The 23,797-nt window shown below is 63.9% G+C and carries 22 protein-coding genes and 1 pseudogene; 12 read left to right on the forward strand and 11 right to left on the reverse strand.

Translation table 11 applies throughout. The features are described from left to right. Positions 1–367: 367 nt before the first annotated feature. Both Q0743_RS20675 and Q0743_RS20680 read right to left on the reverse strand, forming a co-directional pair. Positions 368–979: a LysE family translocator gene (locus Q0743_RS20675; RefSeq protein ID WP_298243338.1), complete on the reverse strand. Its 612-nt coding sequence runs from the start codon at positions 977–979 to the stop codon at positions 368–370. 120 nt (positions 980–1,099) lie between these two features. Beyond that, the gene (locus tag Q0743_RS20680) at positions 1,100–1,474 is read right to left on the reverse strand and encodes a response regulator (RefSeq protein WP_298243339.1); all 375 of its coding nucleotides are present in this window, start codon (positions 1,472–1,474) and stop codon (positions 1,100–1,102) included. Between the two features lie 120 nt (positions 1,475–1,594). Here Q0743_RS20680 and Q0743_RS20685 point away from each other — a divergent pair, with 120 nt between their 5' ends. Further along, entirely contained in the window at positions 1,595–2,431 is an 837-nt protein-coding gene (locus Q0743_RS20685; RefSeq protein ID WP_298243340.1) for an SDR family oxidoreductase, read from the forward strand. 143 nt (positions 2,432–2,574) lie between these two features. On the opposite strand, the gene Q0743_RS20690 is transcribed toward Q0743_RS20685, so the two are convergent. Next, complete coding sequence (locus Q0743_RS20690; protein WP_298243341.1) at positions 2,575–3,381, reverse strand: lytic murein transglycosylase; 807 nt, start codon at positions 3,379–3,381, stop codon at positions 2,575–2,577. A 178-nt stretch (positions 3,382–3,559) separates the two neighbouring features. Here Q0743_RS20690 and Q0743_RS20695 point away from each other — a divergent pair, with 178 nt between their 5' ends. The 4 genes from Q0743_RS20695 (at position 3,560) to Q0743_RS20710 (ending at position 6,406) form a co-directional block, all read left to right on the forward strand. Further along, complete coding sequence (locus Q0743_RS20695; protein ID WP_298243342.1) at positions 3,560–4,087, forward strand: hypothetical protein; 528 nt, start codon at positions 3,560–3,562, stop codon at positions 4,085–4,087. Positions 4,088–4,218: 131 nt separating this feature from the next. After that, complete coding sequence (locus tag Q0743_RS20700) at positions 4,219–5,166, forward strand: OmpA family protein (RefSeq protein ID WP_298243343.1); 948 nt, start codon at positions 4,219–4,221, stop codon at positions 5,164–5,166. A gap of 118 nt (positions 5,167–5,284) precedes the next feature. Beyond that, complete coding sequence (locus tag Q0743_RS20705) at positions 5,285–5,635, forward strand: hypothetical protein (protein ID WP_298243344.1); 351 nt, start codon at positions 5,285–5,287, stop codon at positions 5,633–5,635. Positions 5,636–6,169: 534 nt separating this feature from the next. Next, the gene (locus Q0743_RS20710; protein ID WP_298243345.1) at positions 6,170–6,406 is read left to right on the forward strand and encodes a hypothetical protein; all 237 of its coding nucleotides are present in this window, start codon (positions 6,170–6,172) and stop codon (positions 6,404–6,406) included. 68 nt (positions 6,407–6,474) lie between these two features. Here the strand turns inward: Q0743_RS20710 and Q0743_RS20715 are convergent. Continuing rightward, positions 6,475–6,668: pseudogene (locus tag Q0743_RS20715) on the reverse strand (hypothetical protein). A gap of 17 nt (positions 6,669–6,685) precedes the next feature. Here Q0743_RS20715 and Q0743_RS20720 point away from each other — a divergent pair. Then, a complete protein-coding gene (locus tag Q0743_RS20720) occupies positions 6,686–8,662 on the forward strand; it encodes a hypothetical protein (RefSeq protein ID WP_298243346.1) in 1,977 nt (658 codons plus the stop codon). 149 nt (positions 8,663–8,811) lie between these two features. Here the strand turns inward: Q0743_RS20720 and rpoD are convergent, their stop codons facing one another. Together rpoD and dnaG are read right to left on the reverse strand one after the other, a co-directional pair. Beyond that, on the reverse strand, positions 8,812–10,950 hold the full coding sequence (gene rpoD, locus Q0743_RS20725; protein WP_298243347.1) for an RNA polymerase sigma factor RpoD: 2,139 nt from the start codon (positions 10,948–10,950) through the stop codon (positions 8,812–8,814). Positions 10,951–11,324: 374 nt separating this feature from the next. Continuing rightward, positions 11,325–13,346, reverse strand: coding sequence for a DNA primase (dnaG, locus tag Q0743_RS20730; protein WP_298243348.1), 2,022 nt, complete (start codon positions 13,344–13,346; stop codon positions 11,325–11,327). A 395-nt stretch (positions 13,347–13,741) separates the two neighbouring features. Between dnaG and Q0743_RS20735 the strand changes: the two genes are divergently transcribed. Next, a complete protein-coding gene (locus tag Q0743_RS20735) occupies positions 13,742–14,305 on the forward strand; it encodes a chlorite dismutase family protein (RefSeq protein WP_298243349.1) in 564 nt (187 codons plus the stop codon). On the opposite strand, the gene Q0743_RS20740 is transcribed toward Q0743_RS20735, so the two are convergent. Then, entirely contained in the window at positions 14,302–14,700 is a 399-nt protein-coding gene (locus Q0743_RS20740) for a gamma-glutamylcyclotransferase (protein WP_298243350.1), read from the reverse strand. The two genes, Q0743_RS20735 and Q0743_RS20740, sit on opposite strands and share 4 nt — an antisense overlap. A 75-nt stretch (positions 14,701–14,775) precedes the next feature. On the opposite strand from Q0743_RS20740, the gene Q0743_RS20745 reads away from it, so the two are divergent. Continuing rightward, positions 14,776–15,582, forward strand: a complete 807-nt coding sequence (locus tag Q0743_RS20745; RefSeq protein WP_298243351.1) for an N-formylglutamate amidohydrolase — start codon at positions 14,776–14,778, stop codon at positions 15,580–15,582. Here Q0743_RS20745 and Q0743_RS20750 read toward each other — a convergent pair. From Q0743_RS20750 to Q0743_RS20760, 3 genes are all read right to left on the reverse strand, one after another. Next, positions 15,579–16,562: a DUF3592 domain-containing protein gene (locus tag Q0743_RS20750; protein ID WP_298243352.1), complete on the reverse strand. Its 984-nt coding sequence runs from the start codon at positions 16,560–16,562 to the stop codon at positions 15,579–15,581. The two genes, Q0743_RS20745 and Q0743_RS20750, sit on opposite strands and share 4 nt — an antisense overlap. 85 nt (positions 16,563–16,647) lie before the next feature. Further along, positions 16,648–17,268 (reverse strand): LysE family translocator, encoded by a 621-nt coding sequence (locus Q0743_RS20755; RefSeq protein ID WP_298243353.1) that lies wholly within the window; start codon positions 17,266–17,268, stop codon positions 16,648–16,650. Positions 17,269–17,542: 274 nt separating this feature from the next. Continuing rightward, positions 17,543–18,988, reverse strand: a complete 1,446-nt coding sequence (locus Q0743_RS20760) for a hypothetical protein (protein WP_298243354.1) — start codon at positions 18,986–18,988, stop codon at positions 17,543–17,545. A gap of 116 nt (positions 18,989–19,104) precedes the next feature. Here Q0743_RS20760 and Q0743_RS20765 point away from each other — a divergent pair, with 116 nt between their 5' ends. Genes Q0743_RS20765 through Q0743_RS20775 form a run of 3 tightly spaced genes read left to right on the forward strand, consistent with a single transcriptional unit; the run spans position 19,105 to position 20,391 of the window. Continuing rightward, on the forward strand, positions 19,105–19,419 hold the full coding sequence (locus tag Q0743_RS20765) for a metalloregulator ArsR/SmtB family transcription factor (protein WP_298243355.1): 315 nt from the start codon (positions 19,105–19,107) through the stop codon (positions 19,417–19,419). After that, positions 19,412–19,882, forward strand: coding sequence for an SRPBCC family protein (locus tag Q0743_RS20770; protein WP_298243356.1), 471 nt, complete (start codon positions 19,412–19,414; stop codon positions 19,880–19,882). Before Q0743_RS20765 ends, Q0743_RS20770 begins: the two co-directional genes overlap by 8 nt. After that, positions 19,879–20,391: an SRPBCC family protein gene (locus Q0743_RS20775; protein ID WP_298243357.1), complete on the forward strand. Its 513-nt coding sequence runs from the start codon at positions 19,879–19,881 to the stop codon at positions 20,389–20,391. The genes Q0743_RS20770 and Q0743_RS20775 overlap by 4 nt, the downstream gene beginning before the upstream one ends. 164 nt (positions 20,392–20,555) lie before the next feature. Here Q0743_RS20775 and Q0743_RS20780 read toward each other — a convergent pair whose 3' ends face one another. Next, on the reverse strand, positions 20,556–21,326 hold the full coding sequence (locus tag Q0743_RS20780; RefSeq protein ID WP_298243358.1) for a DUF2189 domain-containing protein: 771 nt from the start codon (positions 21,324–21,326) through the stop codon (positions 20,556–20,558). A 241-nt stretch (positions 21,327–21,567) separates the two neighbouring features. On the opposite strand from Q0743_RS20780, the gene Q0743_RS20785 reads away from it, so the two are divergent. Beyond that, on the forward strand, positions 21,568–23,796 hold the full coding sequence (locus Q0743_RS20785) for an ATP-binding protein (protein ID WP_298243359.1): 2,229 nt from the start codon (positions 21,568–21,570) through the stop codon (positions 23,794–23,796). Position 23,797 lies beyond the last annotated feature (1 nt).

The following is a 23,797-nucleotide window of genomic DNA, read 5'->3' on the forward strand; positions in this document are numbered from 1 at the left end:
GCGCCGATGCGGATTCGCGCACCAAAATCACCCGAAAACGTATCTGAGCTGTGGATAACGCGATGACATGGATGTGACAGCGCGGGGCAGCGAGCTGCGAATCTGCTGAGTTTACGCTTGAGGATGTTGCGAGGCTGGCCCTCCGCCGAGCATCCCTCGTGTCGCGTTTCACCATTAACCCTGAAGAGGATCCTATGGCTAAGAAAGCGAAGAAGGCGACGAAGAAGAAGGCGAAAAAGGCCAAGAAGGCGAAGAAGAAGTAACGAGGCTTGTTCTTTGCCCGGGTGGAGCTCGCTCCGCCCGGGCGTCGGGACGGAGTTCTGAAGGTAGCGGGCGCAAGGCCCGCTTTTTTTATTGGGTGGAGAAGTTACCGCTCCGCAAGCGCCAGCTTGGCGCCGAGCGCGGCAAAGCCCGCCGCGAAGCTGCGGCGCAGCCAGGCCATGACGCGCGGGCGGGAGATGACGCGCTCGCGCACGGACGCCGCGCAGAGGCCGTAGACGACGAACACCGCAAAGGTCATCGCCATGAAGGCGCCGCTCAATTCCAGCATGCGCGCCAGCACATGGGCCTCGTCCGCGGCGATGAACTGCGGCAGGAAGGCGAGGAAGAAGATCGACAGCTTTGGATTGAGGATGTTGATCAGAAAGCCGGTGACGATGACGCGGCCGCTCGACCGTTCGCGGATGTTGCCTTCGACCGACAGCGCGCCGGTCTCGCGCAGCGCCTGCCAGGACATATAGAGCAGATAGGCGACGCCGCCCCATTTCAGCGCGGCGAAGGCGAGCGCGCTGGTGTGCAGCACGGCGGCAAGCCCGAGCATCGCTGCAACCATGTGCGGCACGATCCCGAGCGTGCAGCCGAAGGCGGCCGCAACGCTTGCGCGCGAGCCGCGCGTCAGCGCCGCGGCAAGCGTATAGAGCACGCCGGTGCCGGGCGAGGCGACGACGATGAGCGAGGTGAGCAGGAAGGACCAGGACATGGCCGGACGCTATCACCCGGCATCGCGGCGGGGAAGCTGGTCCGTCCGGTAACTCAGACTCCGTCACCCTGAGGTGCTCGCCACTTCGGCGAGCCTCGAAGGGCGACGGGCTGAGAAGGGTCACGACAATTGCGCGATCTCGGCTTCGCGCAGCACGTCGAGCGGCGCCCAGGGCTTGGCCCAGAATTTCGCGCCGTCGGGCAAGGGCTGCATCAACGGGCGGCCGGAGGTGACGACGACGTCGAGCCTGGGATTGCGATCCTTGGCGACATGGGCAAGCTCGACCCCGTTCATGTGACCGGCAAGCTGCACGTCGGTCAGCAACAGGCAGAGCGCACCGGCGTTCTTGTCGAGCACGCGTTCGGCGGCCTCGGCGCTTTCGCACTGGATGACCTGGTAGCCGCTCTCTTCCAGCAGGAGACCGAGCATCTCTCGCTGCATGACATCGTCCTCGACGATCAGAGCAGTTGCACGAAATGGCTGTGCTTGTCCCATCAGCGTCTCCCAATGCTTGCTTGCGTAACGTAGGTTAAGGAGTAAATTCCCATGTGGTTCGGTTCCATTCTGAAAAAATGTAAAGCATAGTTCCCTGGTCAGGACTTGACGGGGGACATCATGACTGCGATTCGCGGCGCCGCCGCCATCACGGGAGCTGCCAGCGGCATCGGCCGGGCGCTCGCCATCGAGCTTGCGCAGCGCGGCTGCGATCTGGCGCTGGCCGATCGCGACGAGGCCGGGCTGAAGACGCTGGCGGCCGAGATCGGCGCAGCACGGAAGGTCAGCGTTCACCGCGTCGACGTCGGCAACGCCGACGACATCGCGCAGTTCGCGACGGAGGCGACCGCCGCGCATCCCGCGCTCGGCATCGTCGTCAACAATGCCGGCGTGGCGCTGATGGGCTCGTTCGAGGAGATCGACCAGGCGCAGATGGACTGGCTGTTCGACATCAATTTCTGGGGCGTGGTGCACGGCACGCGCGCCTTCCTGCCGCATCTGAAGACGCTGCCGGAGGCGCATATCGTCAACCTCTCCTCGATCTTCGGCATCATCGCGCCGCCGGGACAGTCGGCCTATGCGGCGGCGAAATTCGCCGTGCGCGGTTTTTCCGAGAGCGTGCGGCATGAGCTCAGCGTCGCCGGGAGTCCGGTCAAGCTGTCGGTGGTGCATCCCGGCGGTGTCGCCACCGCCATCGCGCGCAACTCCCGCACCGGCGTCGGCGTCACCGACAATGCGCGGCGTGCGCAGTCGATCGAGCGGTTCGAGAATGCGGCGAGGACCACGCCGAAAGACGCCGCACTGCGCATCATCAAGGGTATCGAAAAGAACGAGCCGCGCATCCTGATCGGCAACGACGCCCGCTTCATGGACCTGTTGCAGCGCTTCCGCCCGGGAACGTATTGGGCGCCGCTGCAGCGGAAGCTGGAGAGGATGGCGAAGGGGACGGCGAAGTAGTCAGGCGCGCAGTGCGACCGCCACACACTCCACTGCCGTAGGGTGGGCAAAGGCGCACTTGCGCCGTGCCCACCATCTCTTTCGATCACGACGAATGCGTGGGCACGCTTCGCTTTGCCCACCCTACGAGATCAGCGCCCTCCTCACTGCCCCGCGAGGCGATCCGCGAAATAGCCGATCGTCTTTCTGTAGATCACCGCCCTGTTCCACTCGCGCATCGCCTCGAAATTGGCGGTGCCTTCGCCGTAGGGCTGGCCCATCTTGAAGCCGTTGGTGTGGAGCAGGTTCGCGGTCGAGGCGAGCACGTCGGGGACGCTGTGGCGGAGGTCGACATGGCCGTCGCCGTCGAAATCGACGCCATATTTGATGTAGGACGACGGCAGGAACTGGGTCTGGCCGATCTCGCCGGCGAAGGCGCCGATGAGGTCGCGCAGCGGCAGGTCGCCGCGCTGCACGATCTTCAGCGCGGCGAGCAGCTCGCCCTGGAACAGATCGGTGCGGCGGCAATCATGCGCCAGCGTCGCCAGCGTGCGGATCACCGGCATCTTGCCGATGTCGCCCTTGCCGAAATCGCTCTCCAGGCCCCAGATCGCGACCAGGATGTAGCGGGGCACGCCGAACTGCTGCTCGATGCGCGAGAGCAGCGCGGCGTGGCGCTGCAACAGCGCGCGGCCGCCATTGATGCGGCCGGGGCCGACGCGGGTCGAGACGTACTGTTCGAAGCTCTTGTTGAAGGTGTGGCGCTGGCGCCGGTCGAAGGCGAGCACGGCGCCATCAGGGGTCACGCCGCTGAGCGCCGCATTGGTCACACCAGCCGAGACGCCGGCTCCTTGCGCCTCCTGCGCCATGGTGGCGACGAACGCGTTGAAATCGCCGCCGCAGCGCGCGGCCTGCGCCGCTCCGCCGGCCAGACACAGGACGGACGCGGCGGCGAAAAGCAGTCTCAGCATCTGGAGCAATCCCTCAAAGGAAAATCGTGGCGCGAAGCAGCGCGCGGGATCATGCCCGGGAAAGACCCGAGCGTCAAAGCGCAAGGTTTGAAAGCACGCGGCTTGATCCGCATCAAACCGTCTCACGCCGCGCTTTCTAGATTGGAGCGAACAGGAGAGCCGCCCAGGAGACGCGCCCATGACCGGAATTACCTTGACTACCGAGCAGATCCGCAATGCCCCCGCAGCGGTGCGGCAATGGATCGAGCAGGAGGTGATCACCTCGCTCGGCCTCAGCCCCCGCGCGCCCGTGACGATCCCGCCCCAGGCGTCCCATCTCGTCGCCTGCAGCGTGGAGGATGTCGCCGGCGTGCTCGAGCACATCAGGGGCGTGCTTCCGGCGGTGAACGTGCTGCTCGAGCTCGGCCGTCCCGGCATCAGCTTCGGCCAGCCTGCGGTGATGACGTTCCGCCTGATGGATATCCTGCATCACACCCGCCTCAACGGTGTCGGCGAGGTCATCACCTGCCTCGAAATGATCAACCAGGCGCTGATCGAGGTGAAGAAGGATCCCGCGGTGCGGCTCTGCGGCTTCGACCATGAAGGCCACTGCCTGATCGCGCCGCAGACGCAAGCGAGCATCGCAACGCTCTGGCAGACCATGATGGAGCGCCAGCAGGCAGTGCAGCAGCGCGAAGCGGCGGACCGGGCGGCGCCCGCGGCCTGAGGTGAGGCGGCGCGGATTCCCTGACGATCGGAGCCGGAATGATCCGTCGGTTAGAACCGGCAGGACGGCGCGTGAGACTAATGTCTCAAGTCTTGCATCTTGCGCCCCCCTTCCCCCGCAACCGACAGAGAATGCCGATGTCCGCACCGCAGACCATCCCGGGAATGCTCGTCCTTGCCGCCCTGCTCTGCCTGCCCGCGATCCCTGCCTCCGCGCAGACGCGCGACGTGGCGGGCGCGCGCGACTATCCCGGCATCGGCCGGTTCGCCGGCAGCGTCGTCACCGGCTATGTCGTGAAGGATTTTGACGCGGCGCGGATGCAGGCCGCTCCCTTCAAGGACGGCCAGCCGACCGATGCGCGGCGGCTCGAGGGCCGCATCGTCCGCATCGCCTATCGCACCAATCCCGGGCCCTCGATCCTGGAGGTGTCGCGCAATTTCGAGACGCAGCTTGCCAAGGCCGGCTTCGAGACCTTGCTGGCCTGCGACACCGACGCCTGCGGCGGCATTCCCTTCACCGAGAGCATCGACGCGCTGCCGATGCCGCAGATGTGGGTCGACGGTTTCAACTACCGCTATGTCGCCGGTCGCAAGATCGAGGGCGGACGCGAGACCTATGCCAGCGTCATCGTCAGCCAGAACAACCAGGACGTCACGGCGCAGGTCACCGTCGCCGAGGTCGGCGCCATCGCGAACAAGATGGTCGACGCCGCCGCGATGGCGAAGGGACTCGGCGAGACCGGCCACATCGCGCTCTACGGCATCTATTTCGACACCGACAAGGCGGTGCTGAGGCCGGAAAGCCGCCCGACGCTGGAGCAGATCGCAAAACTGCTCGCGAGCCAGCCGCAGCTCAGCGTCTTCATCGTCGGTCACACCGACAGCCAGGGCGCCTATGAGTACAATCTCGATCTCTCCAAGCGACGCGCGGAGGCGGTCGCGGCCGAGCTGGTGAAGAGTTTCCGGATCGTGCCGACACGCCTGCGCACCGCCGGCGTCGGCCTGCTTGCGCCGGTCGGCTCGAACGCGACGGATGCGGGACGCGCGCTCAACCGGCGCGTGGAGCTGGTGGCGCCGTGAAACGTTGCGTCCGGGTTTGATGCGGGTCAATATCGCGGCACGGACGACATGAGATGGATGGCTGCAGACATCCTCTTCCTCCGTCATCCGGGCTCGACAAAGTCTGAGGCAACCAGCCATGCCCGACCATCAGAACAAGCCAAGTCGCGCTTTGCTACGCATCCCGCTGTTCCGCCTGCTCGCCATCAACCTTGCGATCGGCACCTGCGCCGCGGCGATCCTCGTCGGCGGTCTGCTCTGGCTCAATCCCGGGCATCTGCGCGAATTGATCTTCGCCGACAATTCCCCCGGTATCGCGCTCGCATTGCTGCTGGCGTCGTTTCTCATCACCTTCGGCTCGGCGGCGATGGGCAGCGCGATCATGGCGCAGGGGCGCAAGGAGGACAGCGGCAAAGGCGGCGGCAAGAGCGGCGGACGCGGATCTCGGCTCGCCGTGCAGGAAGTGACGCAGCGCCCGCGCGCATCGTGACGCGCGCGGCGAGGATCGAAGACGCCTGGCGCACATCGCGTCACAGTGTCTGCACGCAGACGGGAAGACATGCAGACCGATGCAACCTTCTGACGCAACACGCGCATGCTGCACGCGCGCGAAGATGAACAAAGTAGTTCGACAATCCAACAAATTGCGTTGACGCACGTTGGAACCGCGGATCGCAACCAGCGCATATCTGATGCGCTCACTGCGACACCAGCGCGCCACGATTTGCCTTGCCATCGCAGGGCGTCTTCTATAGCCTTCTATTTTAGGTTGTCGCCCCGCCAGCCCCGGGCGACACTGAAGACCAAAATAAACGGCGGGCTCCGAGCCCGCCGTTTATTGAGGCCGGGTCTTTCGCGAAGGAACCCGGCAGACGGCATCAGCGCCTGGCGCGCATCCCGCAACCCCTTTCCGCAGCCAATTCAATCAGCCGCATCGTGCTGGGCCGCCCGGACCGGGCCGCAACCGAGGTCGATCGCCGCCAAAGTCATTTGACTGCGGCCCTGCAATCGACGACAAGCCGCCATGGCCAAGAAACCCGGAACCAACCCCAAAGGCGAATTCGCCTTCTTCAACGTCGTCTATGAAGACGACACCCAGCGCTCCAACCGCCGCGTCCCCACCGAGCTGCTCGGCGGCCTCGACGGCGACGAACCCGCCCGCAACTTCATCATGGAGCAGGACCGCGAGATCGCGGAGAAGAGCGGCAAGCCGGCGCTCGAGATCAAGCGGATCGAGCGGGTGGGGGCGAAGAAGAAGTAGGGTGGGGCGAGCGCTCACCAGCGTCCGCTCCATCTACTCCAGGCAAACAGCAGATCGGCGAACCGGTCTTAGACAAACCGCGTGACCGGCAGCGCCGCACGATTGCCGAACAGAGCCCTCCCCCCGGCGTCAGCCGCCACAACGCAATCGCGACATCCGCTCCGACGATGAGCCGCCCGGCCTCGTCGATCGCATTCAGGCGCCGCCTTGACGTTGGGCGCGACCACGCCAATGATAGCACCTTACCCAATTGTCACTCTATAGTTGACGAGCATTTCGATGCAAAATCTGCTCACCAATTTGGCTACTCTAAAAGTCTACTGGGATCAAAGCGACACCGACTTGCTGTCGAACTTCATGCCCCTTGTCGGATACGCGATTAAAACGCTCCCGAACCGGGTTGTCTCCGAAGAAGAGCTCGTCGAGCGCATCTATCAGGTTGCAGAGTTCAAGATCCCCCGCGCCGCTGCAAATATTCTTATCCGCCGAGCTTCACGGACCAAGTACGGATTTATCAACAAGGAGGCCGGCAGTTACGTTCGCAACGATGCGGCAGTCGCACATCTAGACTTTGAAGTGATAAGATTAGGGATATCGCAGAAATTCCAAACACTGGGTGACCGGTTTTCCGCCTATATCGCTGAAACTTTTCCGAACGCTCCCAGAGAGGTTGATCCACAATATTACTTCTTTGATATCTTGTACGACCTAACGCCCCGCCTGATTCAGAATCTATACGATGCAGAGAAGTCGCAGACGTTTGACAGAATAGTAGAGGACAACAAAGCAGAATACCGCGTCTCACGTTTCGTAGACCATTGCTTCCAGCACGATCCGGACAGTTATGATCTAATTATATCATTCGCCCAAGGCGCCATTCTTTCCGAGTCATTTTTTTATTCGAATCCAGAGACTGTAACTACAAAATTACGAAATACCAAAGTCTACTTCGACACTAGCATTGTCCTCACATTGCTGGGCTACGCAGACGAGGTCTTTCGTACAACACACCTTGAACTGCACGAGATCTTGGTGTCGATGAACGCAAAACTTGCGATATTCGACGTAACCCTTAAGGAGATTAAACGCATATTCTTGGCAGCCGAAAACGCACGGCTCGGATCGGCCCGCTATACACCGTTTCGCCCCGGAGACGTATTCGACCACTTTATTCGAAATAACTATTCTCCCTCCGATATTAGGCTTGAGGCGGAGAAGCTCGAATCTAAACTGGAAAATCTCGGAATTTCTGTGGAGGCCCCGCCGCCTCATACGGTGTCACTTGGCATCGATGAAATTCAACTGAACGATTATTTGAACAAATATTTTGGTTCAGATCTGCCACCCAGCAACGCGTCGCGAATGCATGACGTTGATTGTGCATCCGCAATTTACCGTTTGCGGGGTGGCTTACCACAACGCTATTTCGAGTCTTGTAAGGCGATTTTCGTTACTGGGAATGTGGAACTAGTTCGAGCAGTCAACGAATACTTTCGGCGCGAGTTTAAGCTTGTGTCGGATGCGCCAATCATGATCGGCGATCGAGTATTTACAATGCTCATGTGGCTAAAGGCTGTAGACAAGAAGCCTGCGCTACCTCGCCAACAACTAGTTGCAAATAGCTTGGCTGCGATGTCGCCCTCGCAGAAGCTCTGGGACAAGTTCCTTACAGAAACACAACGATTGGCTGCGAGAGGAGAGCTGAGCCAAAACGACTATAACATTATGGCTTACAGCTTAGAGGCCCGCACGGCCCTGATGGCAATCACTGAAGGGGATCAAAGCGTCGTCACTGAAGGGTCTCTGATCGATGTACTAAGCCGATCCAAGGAACTTATCTTGACGGAGACAAGGCGCGATTATGAAATTCGACTGAATGCACAAAGTACCATACTTCGAAATTTGGATCAGACAATTTCTAAGATCGAGAAGCTCACCTCGCTAACAATCAAGTGGACATCGATCGGCGCTTTGATGGCGGTGATGATGGCCGGACTTCTATTGACTGACCCCGCGACCGCGCTAGGCACGATCAAAAGCAAGACAATCGACTATGTGCGACTAAGTTTGTTAGCAGCCTTTTGCTCGCTGCTACTTGCAACAGTCGCTAACCTCTTTTTTGGGGTCACGTTAGAGAACATCGTTGACGGTTTTGCCACCAAAATTGCTCGTAGGCTCAGGCTAAAGCTGAACGAGGTATTCAGGGGCGAGGACGGTCGAAAAAAGACGATCTCTCACGATGAAGGCAAAGGTTAAACGCTATATTCGTAGAGTGACTTGCCACTGTGTGCGGTTGCACTGGACAATTTGTGGGGCGATTGCCTAGCAAATCACGGCAGGCACAGAAGACCAAAAACAAATGGCGGGCCAAGGCCCGCCCTTTCGCTTTGGATCGCTGTCTGCGATCAATTATCCAAAAAGCTCCGCAGCTTCCGGCTCCGCGACGGATGCTTCAGCTTCCGCAGCGCCTTCGCCTCGATCTGACGGATACGCTCTCTCGTCACCGAGAACTGTTGCCCCACCTCTTCCAGCGTGTGGTCGGTGTTCATGCCGATGCCGAAGCGCATGCGGAGCACGCGTTCTTCGCGCGGGGTGAGCGAGGCGAGGACGCGCGTGGTGGTCTCGCGCAGGTTCGACTGGATCGCGGCGTCGATCGGGAGGATCGCGTTCTTGTCCTCGATGAAATCGCCGAGATGCGAATCCTCTTCGTCACCGACGGGCGTCTCGAGCGAGAGCGGCTCTTTCGCGATCTTGAGGACCTTGCGCACCTTCTCCAGGGGCATGCCGAGCTTCTCGGCGAGCTCTTCCGGAGTGGGCTCGCGGCCGATCTCGTTGAGCATCTGGCGGGACGTGCGCACGATCTTGTTGATCGTCTCGATCATGTGCACGGGGATGCGGATGGTGCGGGCCTGGTCGGCAATCGAGCGCGTGATCGCCTGCCGGATCCACCAGGTGGCGTAGGTCGAGAACTTGTAGCCGCGGCGGTACTCGAACTTGTCGACCGCCTTCATCAGGCCGATGTTGCCTTCCTGGATCAGGTCGAGGAACTGCAGGCCGCGGTTGGTGTACTTCTTCGCGATCGAGATCACGAGACGGAGGTTGGCTTCCACCATCTCCTTCTTGGCCTGGCGTGCCTCGCGCTCGCCCTTCTGCACGGAGTGCACGATCTTGCGGAACTCGACGATCTCGAGGCCGGTCAGCGCGGCGAGCTGATGCACCTCGTGACGGAGGTCCTTGATGCGGTCCTTCTCGTGGTGGACGAAGTTCTTCCAGCCCTTGGCCGAGAGTTTCGACACCCGGTTGAGCCAGCGCGGATCCAATTCAGAACCGGTGTAGTTGCGCAAAAAGTCTTCGCGCGCGACGCCGTGGCTGTCGGCGAGGCGCATCAGGCGGCCCTCATGCGAGACGAGGCGCTTGTTGATGTCGTAGAGCTGCTCGACGAGGGAATCGATACGGGCCTGGTTGAGGCGCAGCGACTTCACCTCGACGATGATCTCGTCCTTCAGCTTCTTGTACTTGCGCTCCTGGTGCGGCGAGAGCGACTCGTTCTGGAGCTGGTTCTGGATGTCCTGCTCCTGAAGCTTGCGCAGCTTCTTGTAGCTGTCGGCGATCTTGTCGAAGATCTCGACCACCTTCGGCTTGAGCTCGGCCTCGATCGCCGCGAGCGACATCTGGTTCTCGAACTCGTCGTCGTCCATGTCGGATTCGGCGGCGGCTTCGCCGGGATCCTTCTCCTCGCCGGCTTCAGCTCCGCCGGCAGGCGCGGCACGGAACGGGGTCGGCGACGGCGGCGCGGCGGGCGGGGCGACATGGGCGGGCGCCGCTGCAGACGCGGCGGCTTCGCCGCCCTCGGCCGAGGCTTCGCCGTTCTCGCCGGTGGGACCTGCGATCATCGCATTGTTCATGCCGGCCTTGGCGTCGGGGCCGGCATAGGTGGCTTCGAGATCGATGATGTCGCGGAGGAAGATCTTTCCTTCGTTGAGCTCGTCGCGCCAGATGATGATGGCCTGGAAGGTCAGCGGGCTTTCGCAGAGGCCCGCGATCATCGCCTCGCGGCCGGCCTCGATGCGCTTGGCGATCGCGATTTCGCCTTCGCGGGAGAGCAGCTCGACCGTGCCCATCTCGCGCAGATACATGCGCACGGGATCGTCGGTGCGCTCGCCCGGCTCGCTCTTCTTGACCTCGGTGACGGCCTTCTGGGTGACCTCGACGAGCTCGTTGTCGGTCTCGTCCTCGCCCTCGTCCTTCTCCTCCTCGCCTTCGCTGTCGTCGGCTTCGGTGACGTTGATGCCCATGTCCGAGAGCATCGACATGATGTCCTCGATCTGTTCGGGCGAGGTCTGGTCGGACGGCAAGACTTCGTTGAGCTGATCGAAGGTCACGAAGCCGCGCTTCTTGGCCTGCTTGATCATCTTCTTCACGGCCGCGTCGGACAGGTCGAGCAACGGCGAGGGCGCGTCCTGGGAATCCTTCTCCGGAGCATCCGCTGCCTTGTCGTCTTTTTCCTTGTCCTTCGCCTGCAGCGTCTTTGCCTTGGTGGCCATCCATTGCTCCTAAACGCGCTTCATGCGAGGCGTCGCCGCGCCTTGCGTGAATTCACATGAACCTGTTGTCCGACGCTCTCGCTTCGGCAGCTCTCGACACGGAAAGGGCGGCGCACATGTCTCTCGCCACCCCCAACTCTCTCTCGCCGGAATTGCCTAACGCTTCGTCAGCCTCTTTGTCGCAGCGGATGCAGGTGTAGTGCCAACAGCGATTGCGCGGATTCATTCCTGACGCGTCTGTTCTGCCTGCGGCCGCCTCTGGGCCAAAGTGCTACAAGACCGTTAAGCCTCGATTAACCCTGTTTTGTCGCCAAACCTTGGATTTGGCGAGTCTTTTAGCGGTTCCGGCTTCGGCCGTCCGCATGATTCTTTCATCACACGCTCTTCTGGAACCGACCCGACAGCTCGCCAAAACCCTCGATCAGGGCCTCGGTGCCGTCGACCTCGCCTATCCGAGCCTTGACGTCACGCAGCCATGCCAAATTGGCCTCGCTGGGGTCCTCCCCCAAGGCCAGCTCGGCGTCCTTCAGCTCCCTAAGTAGTGAATGCCATTGCCGATGCAAGGCGACCAGCTGATGCCAGGTGGCAAGAACGTCATCCCGCGCCGCGCCCTCGCGGGCGCCCCACACCGCCGCGGTCGTGATGCCGTTCTCAACCCTTTGAAGGGTTTGGGAAAATCCTCCCTTTTCGAGATCGCCGCGCATCTTTTCGGCCTGCTCTTCGGGGTCAGGCGAATGGTGATGGTCGTTGGCGAAGGCGGCGATGATGCCGGCCCGGAGCTTGTGGGCCTCGGGATGGGCCAGCTCCAGGGCCGCGACCTCCTCGAGGTGGTCGTGCAGCAGCCAGGGATGGTTGATCAGGCATTGCAGGATCAGGGCCTCCCGGCGGGAGATGGCGCTGCGCTGGCCCTTCATGATCGGGCTCGCCGCCAGCTGGGGACTGGCGGCCTGGTAGGGGCCCGACGGTAGCGGGGTGGGGCCGGGCGGCCCGCGGCGCCCGCCGCCAAATCCCCCGCCAAATCTCTGGCCGCCGAATCGATTCGCACCGCCCCCGGGCTGGAAAGGGCGGCCACCGCCCTGGCCCTGGCGGAAATTGCCGCGGCCGCCGAAGCCGCCGCGCCCGCCTTCGGGGGCGAAGGTGCGCTGCAGCCGCTCGACGAATTCGTCGCGGTAATAGCGCCGCACCACCTCGTCGCGGATGCCGTTGGTCAGCTCCTTGATGCGCGCTTCCAGCGCGGCGCGGCGTTCTGGGGTGGCGAAGTTGCCGCCTTCGAGCTCGCGCGACCAGATCATGTCCGCGAGCGGACGGGCTGCGCCAATCACCTCCTCGATCGCGCCGCGGCCGCCGGAGCGGGCGAGGTCGTCGGGGTCCTGCCCTTCCGGCAGCAACGCGATACGAAGACTCTTTCCGGGCGCGAGGTAGGGCAAGGCCAGATCGGCGGCACGATACGCCGCCTTCTGCCCGGCGCGGTCGCCGTCGAAGCAGAGGATCGGCTCGTCCGCCATCTTCCAGAGCAGCGCGAGCTGGCTTTCCGTGAGCGCGGTGCCGAGCGGCGCCACAGTGCCGGCAAACCCCGCGGTCACCATCGCGATGACGTCGACATAGCCCTCGACCACGATCAGCGCGCTGCCGTCATGGGTGGCCTTGCGCGCGGTCTGGTGGTTGTAGAGGTTGTCGCCCTTGTGGAAGAGCGGCGTCTCCGGCGAATTCAGGTATTTGGCCGGAACGTCCTTCTCCAGCGCGCGCCCGCCGAAGGCGATGACGCGGCCGCGCAGATCCGTGATCGGAAACATCACGCGATCGCGGAAGCGGTCGTACGGCAGGGGGATGTCGTCGCCGCCGATCAACAGGCCGGTCTCGACCATGTCCTCGACGGAGACGCCGAGCTTGCCGAGATGCTCCTTCAGCGCAAAGCGATCGGGCGAGGCATAGCCGAGGCGGAACTGCAACTGCGTCGCCGGCGAGATCGCGCGGTCAGCGAGATAGCCGCGGGCCTTCGCGCCCACGCGCGAGGCCAGCGTCTCCGCGAAAAAGGTCGCGGCGAGATCCATGACGTCGTGCAGCGTGCGGCGGCGCTGCTCCTGCCGCGCCGCATCGGGCGTCACCGCCGGCAGCGCCAGCCCCGCCATGCTGGCGAGCCGCTCCACCGCTTCCGCGAACGGCAGGCCGTCGGTCTCCATCACGAAGGAGATGATGTCGCCGTGCTTGCCAGAGGAGAAGTCGTGGTAAAAACCCTTCTGGTCGTTGACGTAGAAGGACGGCGTCTTCTCCTGCTGGAACGGCGACAGCCCCTTCCACTCCCGCCCCGCCTTCTTCAGCTTGACGCGCTTGCCCACGACCTCGGAGACCGAAAGCCGGGCACGAAGCTCGTCGAGGAACTGGGGCGTGAAGCGCATGGCGGATTGGAACTCGGTCAGTGGCCGCAGGGAGCGCCCATCTCAGAAAGGCAAATCGGTGCCTTGCTTCAATCGCTCATTTAGTGTTCGGGTTACGTTCCGTCCATATCCACTTTGTCCACATCCGCTCTCTGTCTCCACGAGAAATACTGACACGGGAATATTGACACTCATCGGCTCGAGCCAACTTGCCGCGAGCGATCGCTTTCACCCGTCACCCTGAGGCGCTCGCCTCTTCGGCGAGCCTCGAAGGGCGACGGCCCGGCTGCATCTTGGCCGTCCATCCTTCGAGGCTCCCATGCGGCGCGACGCGCCGCATGCCTCGCACCTCAGGATGACGGAACTGGCTGGAAAGCCCCCTTGAACCGCGCCCGGTTCCACGCTTCCATAAGCCGATGTTCAGGACGTTTCGGGGCGGCCATAGCGGGGGTTGGCGCGTCACCTCGATTGCACCGGTGACGGGCGAGCCCCTGCCCTTCGTCCCTGCGTTGTCGGTGACCGACAGCGCAGCCGTCTCGCTGCCGCTGGTGCCCTCGCGCAATGCCTGGCGGCTGGTCGGCGTCGCCAGCAATTTGCGTTACACCGAGCGGGCCGAGAAGGAGCAGCTCACGGCCGTGCAGGCCGGGCTCGGCCGGATGGAGGCAACCAGCGCGGCGCTGATCCCGATCCGCAAGTCGCAGGCCTGGTGGGACCTGACCCAGGAAGAGCGCCGCAAGATCTTCGAGGACAAGTCGCACCACATCGCGAACAGTCTTCGCTTCCTGCCCGCGATCGCGCGCCAGCTCTATCACTGCCGCGACCTCGGCGAGCCCTTCGACTTCCTCACCTGGTTCGAATTCGCCCCCGCGCACGCCTCGCTGTTCGAGGAGCTGGTGGGGATATTGCGGCGGACCGAGGAGTGGAGCTACGTCGAGCGCGAAGTCGACGTGCGCGTGGTGAAGGAAGTGCTGTCGGCCTAGTGCTCGAGAAAGCGGCCGGACTCGATGCGCGGCAGATCGGTGACGGGCCAGTTGTAGACATAGGTCCACGCCTTCTCGGCGGCACCGTCGGCGCGCGTCACATCGACCAGCTGGCGCAGATATTCGGTCGGCTCCGGAAATCCCTCGCCGCACGCTTCGTACATGTCGAGCTCGCCCAGCAGTTCGTCAGGCACCCGCATCTGAAACAGCTCGCCATGGACGATGTCGGTGGCTGCGTCGGAGAGCAGCAATCCCGGATAATGCTTCACCAGGACGAGCCGGCCGCGGCAGGTCGCATCACCCAGGAAATCCGCATGCCCCGCGAGCAGCCGCGCCATCGGATGGTCGAAGCCGCGCATCAGGGTGCCGTAGACGAAAAGGCGATCGGAGGTCATGCTGGTCTAACGTTGCGAGGTCGGGGCAATATCGCTACTCCGTTTAGACAAATTATCGTTTCATAGGCAACCAGGATGGACCTGCACATAGCCGAGACGGCCGATCAACTGCTCGGCGAGGGCGATATTTCGCCTGTGCATGAGGTGAATGCGGCAGGCACATCGCCCTTCCTGCTCACCTCGGATCACTACGGCCGGGCGCTGCCGCGCGCGCTCGGCGATCTCGGCATCCCGGAAAGCGAGCTCGTCAGGCACATCGGCTGGGACATCGGCATTGCCGGCGTCGCCGACCGCCTGGCCAAAATGCTCGACGCGCATCTGATCGCGCAGCGCTATTCGCGGCTCGTGATCGACTGCAACCGCCCGCCTGCGGCGGTGAGCTCGATCCCCGTCATCTCCGAGGCGACCGCGATCCCGCGCAACGAAGGGATTTCGGACAGGGAACGCGAGGCGCGGCGGCGCGAGATCTTCGAGCCCTATCATGACCGCATCGATGCCGCGATCGACGCCCGCCTGCACGACAAGCGGCCGACCGTGCTGGTGTCGCTGCACAGCTTCACGCCCGTCTATGCCGGCGTCGCGCGGCCCTGGCACATCGGGGCGCTGTACAACCGCGACACCGTGCTGCCGCATCTGCTGCTGAAGCATCTGCGCGGCGAAGGCGATCTCGTCGTCGGCGACAACGAGCCCTATGCGGTCAGCGACCTCACCGACTACACCATTCCCGTGCACGGCGAGGCCCGCGGCCTCGTCAACACCGGCATCGAGATCCGCCAGGATCTGATCGCGGACCAGGCCGGGCAGCAGCAATGGGCCGAACGGCTGGCCAGGATTTTTTCGGAGATCGAGGCGGAGCTGCGACCCGAGTTGCTGGTCGGCTAGCCGCCGCGCGTCGCGACGAACAGGGCGAGCGCGGCGAAGATCGCGGCGATCCCCCACAGCACGTAAGCCATGCGGCCGTCGGCACGGGCGTCGAGCGTGGCCTCCGCCGGATTGTCGGGATTGACGCGGACGTCGACGGTGGCGCCGTCCTGGTAGCGTGACATCAGCTTCTTCAGCATCTCGTCGGAGGCGTCAGGCGACTGGGTCGCGACGCGCGCGCATTCATTGGTGTAGCTGATGTTCTGATAGCGATAGGTATAGGTCACCCGCTTGCCGAACATCTCGAGGCCGCGCGCCTCACCCGCCTCGCTCGCCTGGTGATACTCCTCGACGCCCGACAGCTTGATCGTGCCCGGCACCACCGGCCAGCGCGTCGCCATCGACGCCTGCCGCCGCACCGCCCAGGCCATCAGCGCGATGACGAGGCCGAACGCGCCGAAGGCGACGACGAGGCCGGCAAGATCGGGACGGCCGATGTGATGGGCGAGATATTGGTAGCTCTGGTTGAGGCCGAACACCGAGCCGAAGACGATGGCGAGCACTATTCCCGAGCCGATGCCGAGGCAGCCCCACAGGCCCTTCGGCAGGTCGCGCTCGAGCACGGCCTGATCGGGGTGGCGCGGATTGTAATAGACGGTGACGATGCTGCCGGCGGGATATTTCGCGAGCTTCTCGGCGACCTGGAAATTGCCGAGGTCCTCGCCGATCGAGATGCGATTGCAACGCAGCTTGCGGCCGCCGACCGAATATTCGTAAGTGACGTTCGCGAAATTACGGCTCTCGGTGCGGTAGCCGTCCTCGCGCTCGTCATCGGACACCTTGACCTCGCGCACCTCGGCCACCGCGGTGACGACCTTGCCCGCGGCCTGCGGCCAGCCTCGCGCCTCGCGCACCTGCCAGGTCTTGACGATCGCGGCGATCAGGATGAGCGCGAGCGGCGCAAGCAGCATTGCGTAAACCAGCGGCGGCAAATTCGGCACGGCAAAAATCCTTCGTCGGCGGCAATGCCCGATTGGACGCTGTGCCGCCGCGAAGGGTTCAAGCCGGTCCGGCCTGAAGTTGAGGTTATTTCGCCCGGGTCAGCGCCAGCCAGATGCCGCCGCCGATCATGAAGCCGCCGGAGATGCGCGACATCATCCGGGTGCGGCGGGCCGAGAAGAACTTTCGCGCGCGGCCTGCGGCGATGGCGTAGAGCGCATCGGTCATCACGGCGGTGACCATGAAGGTCGCGCCCAGCAGGGCAACTTGCGGAAAGTGCGGCTGGTTCATGTCCATGAACTGCGGAATGAACGCGCCGAAGAACACCAGCACCTTCGGGTTCGACAGCAGCACCAGGAAGCCTTGCAGGAAGAAGCCGCCGCGCGGCGGCGGAGGCGGCGTGTCGACCTCGACACCCTCGACCGGCGCCCAGATCAGCTTGATGCCGAGCCAGACCAGATAAGCGGCGCCGGCAAAGCGCACCCAGTCGAACCAATAGCCCATGGTCGCCATCAGCGAGGTCAGGCCGATCGCGACGATGCCGATCACGATGGCGAGACCCGCCTGCGCACCGGCGACGTTGGTGAGCGCGGCCCGCGTTCCGTGGCGCAGGCCGTTGGCGATCACGAGCGTGACGATCGGCCCCGGCAGCAGCGCCAGCGCGATGCAGGCGGCGAGGAAGGCGAAATAGGCTTGCATGGACATCATGGGAAGCACTCGGGCTCGGGGCGACACGCGCGTATTAATGCATGGGACGAGCGGAGAGGGAAGCTCGCTTATCCCCTCTCCCCGCTTGCGGGGAGAGGGTTAGGGTGAGGGGGAGTCTCCGCAGGGACGGTGGCAGACGGACTCGCGGAGAGTCCCCCTCACCCGGATCGCATCTTCGATGCGCTCTTCGCCTCTCCCCGCACGCGGGGAGAGGCGAAGACCGCCCTCCGTCCAATGCCGCCGTCACCCAGATCATCATCGCCCGCCGCACCGGTCAGTTCTTCGGCAGGCCGGCGGCCGCGCGCGCTGCTCCGGTCAATTCGAGGATGTGCAGGCCGGTATTGGCGCGATCGACGATGTAGATGAAGCCGCGATCGTCGGTCTCGACGTTGTTGGTCTGGATCGCGACCTTGCAGCGCTCGCCGCCCTCGATCGGGATGCAGCGCTTGTCGGTCGCCGCCGTGATCGCCGGAATGAAATGGCCGACCTCCTTCGGATGATAGGGATCGCGGATGTCGAGCGCGCGCACGCCGGCATTGAAGAAGGCGATGAAGGCCATCTTCTTGTAATAGACCGGCGCCATGCTCTCGCTCGAGGAATGCGCGCCGAAGCGGCCGCCGCGCTGGCAGAACTGCCCGCTCGCCTCCGGCACGGTGTAGCTCGAGATCATCATCGGCCGCGTCTCGGTGGTGACGTCGGCGAACCACACCATCTGTCTGGCCTCACCGCATTCGTTGAGGATCGCTTCATTCACGATCATCACGATGTCGCGAGTCTTGCCGTCCTTGTCCTCGGAAAACTCGGCGATCGGCATGTCCAGCATCGGAAACGTCGTGTGCGCGCCGTTGAAGGCGGACATCGGCAGGCGCGATATCTCGGGATAGCGCAGATTGTCCGGCGTCGGCTCCTTCGCCCCGTTCAACAGCTTGTCGCGATCGACGATCTGCAGCATGCCGCCCTTGTTGGTGCCATAGCCGAAATAGACGCGGTTGCCATCGGGGCCGGTCGAGATCGGCCCCTGCAGCTCGGTCGGCACCGCGCCGGTCGAGCCCGGCTCCTGGCCCGGCAGACCGAAATCGCGGATCTTCTGCGGACGCGCGGGATCGGAGAGATCATACACTTGCGTCATGCGCCGCGTGCGCCAGTCCGGCGCGCCCGAGACGAGATAGGCAATGCCGGTGTCGCATTCCCACCAGCTCTTGTGCGTGTCCTTCAGGCCGCCGATGCGGGTGATGAGCACGGGGCTGGCGGGATCGGCGACGTTCCAGATCTCGTGCGCCTCGCCGCCGAAGGTCCTGAGCATGTAGACCGCATTGGGGTCGCCTTTCGGCAACGACTTGCCGTCGCAGACCCGCACCATCTGCGCGCCGCCGGATTCGTACTTGCCCTCCTGCCCCGGCAGATGCCGCAGATATTTCGGCCGCGCGGGATCGGTGACGTCCACGATCGAGGTTCCGTTCGGCTCGGCCTTGCCCGTCATCGGATTGACGGGAGCGGGCACGTCGTCGGTGCCGCCGTGATGGCCGATATAGGCGATCCAGCGATCGCCCTGGTGATGGATGGTCGGCTGATAGGCGCTGCGGGCTTGCAGGTCGCTCATGCCGACGAGCTTCATGTTGGACGCTTCGGGCGGCGCGCCGATGGTTTGCTTCTGCGCGTGAACGTCGGTGCTGCACGCGAAAAGAATGAGGGCGGCAGCAAGTGAAACGCGACGGAGCATCAACGTCCTCCCGGAACCAATCTGTGTTGGCTGAGCCTTGACGCTAACACAGCCGAATGCGCGTGCCCAACACACCATCTTGACATGCAACCTTTTGGTTGCCTATTATCGCGACCATGGATGAGGTCTTCAAAGCGCTCGCCGATGCATCACGACGCTCGCTCTTGGACCGGCTTCACGCCAGGAACGGCCAGACGCTGAACGAACTCTGCGAGGGCCTCGCGATGACGCGGCAGGCCGTCACCAAGCACCTTGTGATCCTCGAAGAGGCCAACCTCGTCACGGCCATCAAGCATGGCCGCGAGAAGCTGCACTACCTCAATCCGGTGCCGATCCATCAGATCGGCGAGCGCTGGATCAGGAAATTCGAGCGCGGCAAGCTCGCCGCGCTCGGCGAGTTGAAACGCCAGTTGGAGAAGCGCGATGAGTAAGCCTGAATTCGTCTACGTGACCTATATCGAGACCACCGCGGAGAAGCTGTGGGAGGCGCTGACGTCGAGCGAGTTCACGAGGCAATATTGGTTCGGCGCCGAGGTCCGCTCGGACTGGAAACTCGGCTCGCCGTTTGCGCTGCTGCTCGACGGCGAGGTCACCGATTCCGGCGAGATCCTGGAATCCGATCCGCCGCGGCGGCTGTCCTACAGCTTCAAGCACCACAAATTCGAAGAGCTCCGCGGCGAGCCGATCTCGCGCGTCGTCTTCACGATCGAACCGTTCGGCTCGCTCGTGCGTTTGACCGTGCTGCATGACGGCTTCGTCGAGGGCGGAAAGTATCTCGGCGCGGTCTCCAATGGCTGGCCGGCGATCCTGTCCGGGCTGAAGAGCCTGCTGGAGAGAGGCCAGGTGCTCGCCATCCCGCGCGCAGCTCTCAACAAGGGATTCGACGCAAAATGAACATCGACCAGTTCAAACCGCTGACCGTCTACACCATCTACATCGCCTCGACGCCGGAGAAGGTGTGGGACGCCCTGACCTCGGCCGAGTTCAGCAAGCAGTACTTCTTCGGCAACACCGTCGAAGTCGAGCCTCGCCTTGGCGGTGCGTTCATCGTGCGCACGCCCGACGGCGCGCTGCACATCAGCGGCGAGGTCCTCGCTTACGAGCCGCCGCGGAAGCTCGCGGTCACGTTCAACGTGAACTGGCCCGAACTGATCGAGAAATTGGGGCCGACGCTCGTGACCTACGAGATCGAACAGGCCGGCGATGCGGTCCGGCTCACCATGAGCGAAGGACACGACCGGCCGCTCAGCGACGATATCCTCGCCGGTGGCCGCTCGGGCTGGCCCGCGATCCTGTCCAGCCTCAAGAGCCTGCTGGAAACCGGCAGGCCGCTGGCGGTGAAGATGGGCCCGCCGCAGCGCATGCTGGACGCGCTGAAGGCGATGGGGATCAAGACGCCGTAGGCGTTCGTCGTCCCGGGGCGCGCGGAGCGCGAGCCCGGGACCCATAACCACAGGGACGCGTTTGGCGAAGACTCGCGGTTACCTTCCCGCCACCCGACTTCTCCCTGGGGTTATGGGCCCCCGCCTTCGCGGGGGCGACGACCTCCTTCGGGGCGCCGTACGCCCTACACCGGCGCCACAAGCCGCCGGTAGAGATGCCAGGTCGCATGTCCGAGCACCGGCAGCGTCACGACCAGGCCGAGAAAATAGGGCAGCGCCGAGACGATCAGCAGCATCACGATGACGGCGGCCCAGCCGATCATCGGCAGCGGGCTGGTGACGACCGCGCGCACGCTCGTCACCATGGCCGTGACGAAATCGACCTCGCGGTCGAGCAGCAGCGGAAACGACACCACGGTCAGCGAGAACAGGATCAGCGACAGCACGGCCCCGACCGCGTTGCCGATGCCGAGGAACAGCAGGCCCTCATTGGTGGTCAGCACCACCGTCATGAATTCCTGCAGGCTGGAGAAGGAGGCGTGCAGGCCGAGCAGCAGCGCGATCAGGAGCCGCACCTGGTACATCCAGACCACGAACACGAACAGCGTGACGAACGCCATCCAGCCGATCTCGCTGCGCGAGCGCACCGCCGACCAGATCGCACTGAAGGACACCGGCTCGCCGCGCTCGCGGCGGCGGCTGACTTCGTAAAGACCGATCGCCACGAACGGCCCGATCAGTGCAAAGCCTGCCGCCAGGGGATAGACGAGATAGACCATGCCGAAGGCGGTCAGGCACAGCATGATCGCGATGCCGCCGGCCGCGTAGAGCGCTCCGAAGCAGAGCCCGTAAAGCGGCAGCGCCTGGAAATCGCGCAAGCCTTCGACCAGCGCCTCGGCGATGTCAGTCGTCGCGACTGGACGCACCACCGGATCGACCTTGCCCGAGATGGACATCAGCTTCCTCCGCACATCGGCGCGATCTTCGTCGCGCGCATGCTGCCGATATTAGCGCCGCCGCGCGCGGGCGCAACTTGCTGCCCGGCAGGCCGACGAGTAGTGGCAACGCAACAATGCTCGCGAGGCGAAATCCTTGACCATCGGCGCGATTTCGCGCCAATGGATCTGGACTGGGCGGATGATCGTGCCGCAAATTGTACCTCCGAGCAGATGCGTCTGAGAGCGGACCGCCCCACCGATGAGCCTGCGTACCCGGTTACTGATCCTCGTCATCGCCGCGATGCTCGTGCCGGCGATCCTGGTCGGGCTGCGTTTCGTGCAGAACCGGGCCAGCGAGATCGACGCGGCACTGGCCAATCTGGCTGCGTCCGCCGACGACATCGCCAGCGACCTCGATGAGAAGATCCAGGGCACCGCCCAGCTTCATTACGGGCTCGCCCGTGCCCGCGACCTCGACACGCGCGACAAGGCGGCGTGCTCGGCGTTCCTCTCCGATGTCCGCGAGGAATATCCGCAGTTCACGGGTATCCTGACCATCGATCCCGACGGCAGCCTGTTCTGTGACTCCTTGCGGACCAACCGCACACTCGACCTGAACGACCGCGGCTATTTCAAGCAGGTCAAGGGTCTTCACGGCGTCGTCGCGGTGGAGCCGGTGTTCGGTCGCCTCACCGGACTATCGGTGCTCCAGATCGCCTACCCTGTGCGGTCAGAGGCGGGCGCGCTGAAATTCGTGTTGCTGGCGTCCTTCAATCTGAACAAGTTTGCGGAATTTCACGACAAGCGGCTGCTCGCCGAGAAGGACATCCTGCTCGTCGACGCCAAGGGGACGGTCCTGGTCGCCCCCAGGGGCGGCGGCTGGAGCGAGCCCGTCGGCGGATCCATTGCAGGCTCCGACCTGTTCCGCTTCGCGGCAGCGCCCGATGGCGACCCATTTCGTGAGGTCACCGACCGCGGGGGCCGCACGCAGATCTGGGGCGTTGCCCGCTCGCCCTCGATCCGCAAGGCCGGCCTCTACATCCTGGTCGGGCGATCCAAGGACGGGCTGGTCGCGGCGGCCAACCGCCGGCTCTACGAGGACATGGCGATTCTCGCGGTGGCCTCGCTGCTGCTGCTCGGCGGACTATGGATCCTCACCACCGTGAGCATCGGACGCCAGGTCGGACGGCTGGCCGCGATGGCAAAGAGCCTCGGGCGCGGCGATCTCAGCACGCGCATTCCGGAGCCCCATCCGAGCGGCGAGCTCGGCGGCTTGATGAGCCTGCTCAACAGCACGGCCGAGTCGCTCGAGCAGCAGCGCGCCGCCATCGCTGATCTCAGCCACAAGCTCAGCCAGTCCCAGAAGATGGAAGCCATGGGCCAGCTCACCGGCGGCGTGGCGCACGATTTCAACAATCTGCTGACCGTCATTCTCGGCAATTCGGAGCACCTCGCCGACAGGCTCGCGGGCAACAAGGAATTGCACCGGATCGCCGACGATATTGCCACCGCCGCCGAGCGCGGCTCCGACCTGACGCGGAGCCTGCTCGCCTTCGCGCGCAAGCAGCCGCTGCGGCCGCGGGAGATCGACATCGCCGAGCAGGTGACCGGCATGAAGCAGCTGCTGCGGCGGAGCCTGGGCGAGCACATCGAGTCCAGCTTCAATTTCGCGCCGGATCTATGGATCGCCAGCGTCGATCCCGGTCAATTGGCGACCGCGGTGCTCAACCTCGTGCTCAACGCGCGCGATGCGATGCCCGACGGCGGCAAGCTGGCGGTCGAGGTGTGCAACGCATCGCTCGGTGAATCCGATCTCGACGTCAACGGCGAGCCGCATCCGGGCGACTACGTCATGCTGGCTGTGAAGGATACCGGAACCGGCATGAGCAGCGAGGTGTTGGGGCGCGCCTTCGAGCCGTTCTTCACCACCAAGGAGGTCGGGAAGGGAACGGGCCTCGGCCTCAGCATGGTCTATGGCTTCGCGCAGCAATCCGGCGGCCTCGTGCAGATGCAATCCGAACCGGGTCAGGGCAGCGTCGTCAGGCTGTTCTTTCCCCGCCTTTCGACGCCGGTGAACGAGGAGCCGCGGCCGGCAGAGCGTGTCACCGCACCGGACGGACACGAGACGGTCCTTGTCGTCGAGGACGACGACATGGTGCGCGCCTATGTCGAGAACGAGCTGAAGGCGCTCGGCTACCGCGTCATCACGGCCTCGAACGGGCCCGCGGCGCTGGACGTGCTGCGGCAAGCCGGGGACATCCAGTTGCTCTTCACCGACGTCGTGATGCCCGGCGGCATGTTCGGGCCGGAGCTGGCGAAGCAGGCGATTCAATTGCGGCCCGGTCTCAAGGTGCTCTTCACTTCCGGCTACAGCCAAAATCCGGTCAAGACGCCCGACGGGATCGACGCGCGCATTCTGACCAAGCCGTTCCGCCGCAAGGATCTCGCCGCAATGCTGCGGGCCGCGCTTTCGGAGCCGCCGCGGTAGA

The organism is uncultured Bradyrhizobium sp. (genome assembly GCF_936943645.1).
Lineage (GTDB): Bacteria > Pseudomonadota > Alphaproteobacteria > Rhizobiales > Xanthobacteraceae > Bradyrhizobium.

What these genes read in the sequence shown, in the direction of transcription:
- Q0743_RS20675 (WP_298243338.1), bottom strand. Translation starts at nt 979, where the DNA reads ATGTCCTGGTCCTTCCTGCTCACCTCGCTCATCGTCGTCGCCTCGCCC.
- Q0743_RS20680 (WP_298243339.1), bottom strand. Translation starts at nt 1,474, where the DNA reads ATGGGACAAGCACAGCCATTTCGTGCAACTGCTCTGATCGTCGAGGAC.
- Q0743_RS20685 (WP_298243340.1), top strand. Translation starts at nt 1,595, where the DNA reads ATGACTGCGATTCGCGGCGCCGCCGCCATCACGGGAGCTGCCAGCGGC.
- Q0743_RS20690 (WP_298243341.1), bottom strand. Translation starts at nt 3,381, where the DNA reads ATGCTGAGACTGCTTTTCGCCGCCGCGTCCGTCCTGTGTCTGGCCGGC.
- Q0743_RS20695 (WP_298243342.1), top strand. Translation starts at nt 3,560, where the DNA reads ATGACCGGAATTACCTTGACTACCGAGCAGATCCGCAATGCCCCCGCA.
- Q0743_RS20700 (WP_298243343.1), top strand. Translation starts at nt 4,219, where the DNA reads ATGCCGATGTCCGCACCGCAGACCATCCCGGGAATGCTCGTCCTTGCC.
- Q0743_RS20705 (WP_298243344.1), top strand. Translation starts at nt 5,285, where the DNA reads ATGCCCGACCATCAGAACAAGCCAAGTCGCGCTTTGCTACGCATCCCG.
- Q0743_RS20710 (WP_298243345.1), top strand. Translation starts at nt 6,170, where the DNA reads ATGGCCAAGAAACCCGGAACCAACCCCAAAGGCGAATTCGCCTTCTTC.
- Q0743_RS20720 (WP_298243346.1), top strand. Translation starts at nt 6,686, where the DNA reads ATGCAAAATCTGCTCACCAATTTGGCTACTCTAAAAGTCTACTGGGAT.
- rpoD (WP_298243347.1), bottom strand. Translation starts at nt 10,950, where the DNA reads ATGGCCACCAAGGCAAAGACGCTGCAGGCGAAGGACAAGGAAAAAGAC.
- dnaG (WP_298243348.1), bottom strand. Translation starts at nt 13,346, where the DNA reads ATGCGCTTCACGCCCCAGTTCCTCGACGAGCTTCGTGCCCGGCTTTCG.
- Q0743_RS20735 (WP_298243349.1), top strand. Translation starts at nt 13,742, where the DNA reads ATGTTCAGGACGTTTCGGGGCGGCCATAGCGGGGGTTGGCGCGTCACC.
- Q0743_RS20740 (WP_298243350.1), bottom strand. Translation starts at nt 14,700, where the DNA reads ATGACCTCCGATCGCCTTTTCGTCTACGGCACCCTGATGCGCGGCTTC.
- Q0743_RS20745 (WP_298243351.1), top strand. Translation starts at nt 14,776, where the DNA reads ATGGACCTGCACATAGCCGAGACGGCCGATCAACTGCTCGGCGAGGGC.
- Q0743_RS20755 (WP_298243353.1), bottom strand. Translation starts at nt 17,268, where the DNA reads ATGATGTCCATGCAAGCCTATTTCGCCTTCCTCGCCGCCTGCATCGCG.
- Q0743_RS20760 (WP_298243354.1), bottom strand. Translation starts at nt 18,988, where the DNA reads ATGCTCCGTCGCGTTTCACTTGCTGCCGCCCTCATTCTTTTCGCGTGC.
- Q0743_RS20765 (WP_298243355.1), top strand. Translation starts at nt 19,105, where the DNA reads ATGGATGAGGTCTTCAAAGCGCTCGCCGATGCATCACGACGCTCGCTC.
- Q0743_RS20770 (WP_298243356.1), top strand. Translation starts at nt 19,412, where the DNA reads ATGAGTAAGCCTGAATTCGTCTACGTGACCTATATCGAGACCACCGCG.
- Q0743_RS20775 (WP_298243357.1), top strand. Translation starts at nt 19,879, where the DNA reads ATGAACATCGACCAGTTCAAACCGCTGACCGTCTACACCATCTACATC.
- Q0743_RS20780 (WP_298243358.1), bottom strand. Translation starts at nt 21,326, where the DNA reads ATGTCCATCTCGGGCAAGGTCGATCCGGTGGTGCGTCCAGTCGCGACG.
- Q0743_RS20785 (WP_298243359.1), top strand. Translation starts at nt 21,568, where the DNA reads ATGAGCCTGCGTACCCGGTTACTGATCCTCGTCATCGCCGCGATGCTC.